This is a genomic window from Streptomyces graminilatus (genome assembly GCF_001418565.1).
Taxonomy (GTDB): domain Bacteria; phylum Actinomycetota; class Actinomycetes; order Streptomycetales; family Streptomycetaceae; genus Streptomyces; species Streptomyces graminilatus.
Genome location: NZ_LIQQ01000286.1, coordinates 1 through 2,747, shown reverse-complemented (window position 1 = coordinate 2,747; position 2,747 = coordinate 1). Strand labels below are relative to the sequence as shown.

Sequence of the window (2,747 nt, the reverse complement as noted above, 5' to 3'; positions counted from 1 at the left end):
CGGCCGGCCGCCGATGATCGGCTACCTGCTCCTCGTACCGGCCGACCAGCAGCCGCCCGTACTGCCACTGCCGTTCGCGCTCCCGGATCCACATCCGGACCCGGTGGCGGAGCCGGAGGCGTCGGCCCCGGGCGCGCCTCCCGCGCAGCCTGAGGCCGACGGCGTACGTCACCTCGTACGCGTCGACGACGTACAGCGCACCGCCGCGGTCGACGGGCGCCCGCTGGATCTCACGTACCTCGAATTCGAGCTGCTCGCCCATCTCGTCGCCCACCCGGGCCGCGTGCACACCCGCGACCACCTGGTCACCACCGTGTGGGGCTACGGGCACGTCGGCGACGGCCGTACCGTCGATGTCCACATCGCCCGGCTGCGCCGCAAGCTCGGCACGGAGTACCGGAACGCGATCCAGACGGTCCGGCGGGTGGGGTACAAGTACACGCCCCCGACCGCGCGCTGACCCGTCCCCTGTCCCCTCTATCCGGTGGGGCGCGCTCGGCGAGACTGACCGTATGGACGACATCATCAGCGCACGGATTCGTACGGTCGTCGTCGCCGGGGTGCGGGCGCTGGCGCTGGCCTGCGCCTCGCTCGCCGGGTCGGTGGTGCTGTTCGTGCTCTTCCTCGTCTCCCTCGCGCTCGTGCCCGCCCTGGGGATCGGGCTCCTCACCACGCCCCGGGTCGTGCTGTGGGTGCGGGCGTGGGCCGACTGGCGGCGGCTGGCGGCCGTGCGGTGGGGCGGGGTGCGGATTCCGGCCCGGTACCGGGTGCCGTCGCCGGATGCCGGCCGGTGGGCGCGGGCCCTCGGGGTGCTGCGTGATCCGGCGACCTGGCGGGAGTTCGCGTGGCTGCCGCTCGACGCCGTGCTCGGGTTCGTCACCGCGCTGGTGCCCGCCATGCTGCTGCTGTATCCCTTCGAGGGGTTCGCGTTGGCCCTCGGGCTGTGGCGGGTGTTCACGGACGGGACGTACGTCGGCTGGTGGTACGGCTTCGTGCCCATCGGCGGGCCGGGCAACGCCCTCGCCGCCGGTGCGCTGGGCGCCGTACTCCTGGTGGCCTCGTACCACCTCACGCCTGCCCTGCTGCGCCTCCATTTCCTGCTGACGCGGGCGCTGTTGGGCGGCGAGCGCGGTGAACTCCGGGAGCGGGTACGGGTGCTGACCGAGTCGCGGCGGGACGCCGTGGACTCGTTCGCCGCCGAACTACGTCGTATCGAGCGGGACTTGCACGACGGTGCGCAGGCGCGGCTGGTCGCCGTCGGGATGGATCTGGGGACCGCCGAGGCACTCATCGAGAGGAACCCCGACAAGGCACGGGAGTTGCTCGCGCGGGCCCGGCGCTCCTCCGCCGAGGCGCTCGCCGAGCTGACGCCGGGCGACCACGCCAAGAAGAGCGCCCTGTTCAACAGCGGTGCCGAGGCCGTCGAGAACGCGGTCAAGATCGCCCGTGCCCACACCAAGCGGCAGGCCGTCGTCGTGTTCGACCACGGCTACCACGGGCGTACGAACCTCACGATGGCCCTCACCGCCAAGAACATGCCGTACAAGCACGGCTTCGGGCCGTTCGCGCCCGAGGTGTACCGCGTGCCGGTCGCCTACGGCTACCGCTGGCCCACCGGCCCGGAGAACGCGGGCCCCGAGGCCGCCGCGCAGGCCATCGACCAGATCACCAAGCAGGTCGGCCCCGACAACGTCGCCGCGATCATCATCGAGCCGGTGCTCGGCGAGGGCGGCTTCATCGAGCCCGCGAAGGGCTTCCTGCCGGCGATCCGCCAGTTCGCCGCCGACAACGGCATCGTCTTCGTCGCCGACGAGATCCAGTCCGGGTTCTGCCGGACCGGCCAGTGGTTCGCGTGCGAGGACGAGGGCATCGTGCCCGACCTGATCACCACCGCCAAGGGCATCGCGGGCGGCCTGCCGCTCGCCGCCGTCACCGGGCGCGCCGAGATCATGGACGCGGCGCACGCGGGTGGCCTGGGCGGTACCTACGGCGGCAACCCGGTCGCCTGTGCCGGCGCGCTCGGCTCGATCGAGACGATGAAGGAGCTCGACCTCAACGCCAAGGCCAAGCACATCGAGGCCGTCATGAAGGCGCGGCTGACCACGATGGCCGAGAAGCACGAGATCATCGGTGACATCCGGGGCCGGGGCGCCATGATCGCCATCGAGCTGGTCAAGGACCGCACCACCAAGGAGCCCCACCCGGAGGCGGCGGCGGCTCTGGCCAAGGCCTGCCACCAGGAGGGCCTGCTGGTCCTCACCTGTGGCACCTACGGCAACGTCCTCCGCTTCCTGCCCCCGCTGGTGATCGGCGAGGACCTCCTGAACGAGGGTCTCGACATCATCGAGCAGGCCTTCACCGGCATCTGACGCGCCTTGGGCCGTCCGCGCCCGCCCTCGTCACTCGCACGCGCCGGCCGACCGGCCAGGATTCCGCTTGTTTCCGGGCCCGGGAGGCCGGCGTCAGAGCGTGTGAAGAAGGTGTGCGAGGAGGATGGCGGGATGTCATTCTGTCTGTCCGAGACTCGTCCCCTGCCGTAGGTTCTATCCCGATGAGAGATACACCCCGCTCGCAGGCAACTGCGGGCGGTACCTGGTCGGGGCCTCCCCAGCTTCGGCCCGGTGGTGCCCTCGCGCACGCAACCGGAGCTCCTGGCTCCGGATCTCCTCACCGATCGGACAGTCGCCCGCCCCAAACCCCCCGGGGCGTGCGACGACCCGATCCGATCGTCCGCCCTGGAGCTCTCC

General features: G+C 71.7%; 2 protein-coding genes and 1 pseudogene. All 3 read left to right on the top strand.

Annotated elements, in window-relative coordinates; genetic code table 11:
• A partial coding sequence (locus AOK08_RS24045; protein WP_055529704.1) for a winged helix-turn-helix domain-containing protein occupies positions 1–460 on the top strand: 460 nt, incomplete at its 5' end.
• Positions 354–1,106, top strand: a pseudogene (locus AOK08_RS47530) (sensor domain-containing protein); the annotation flags it as partial. The gene AOK08_RS24045 and the pseudogene AOK08_RS47530, both read left to right, overlap by 107 nt.
• A gap of 48 nt (positions 1,107–1,154) precedes the next feature.
• On the top strand, positions 1,155–2,369 hold the full coding sequence (locus AOK08_RS47525; protein ID WP_277816040.1) for an aminotransferase class III-fold pyridoxal phosphate-dependent enzyme: 1,215 nt from the start codon (positions 1,155–1,157) through the stop codon (positions 2,367–2,369).
• The last annotated feature ends 378 nt before the right edge of the window (positions 2,370–2,747 follow it).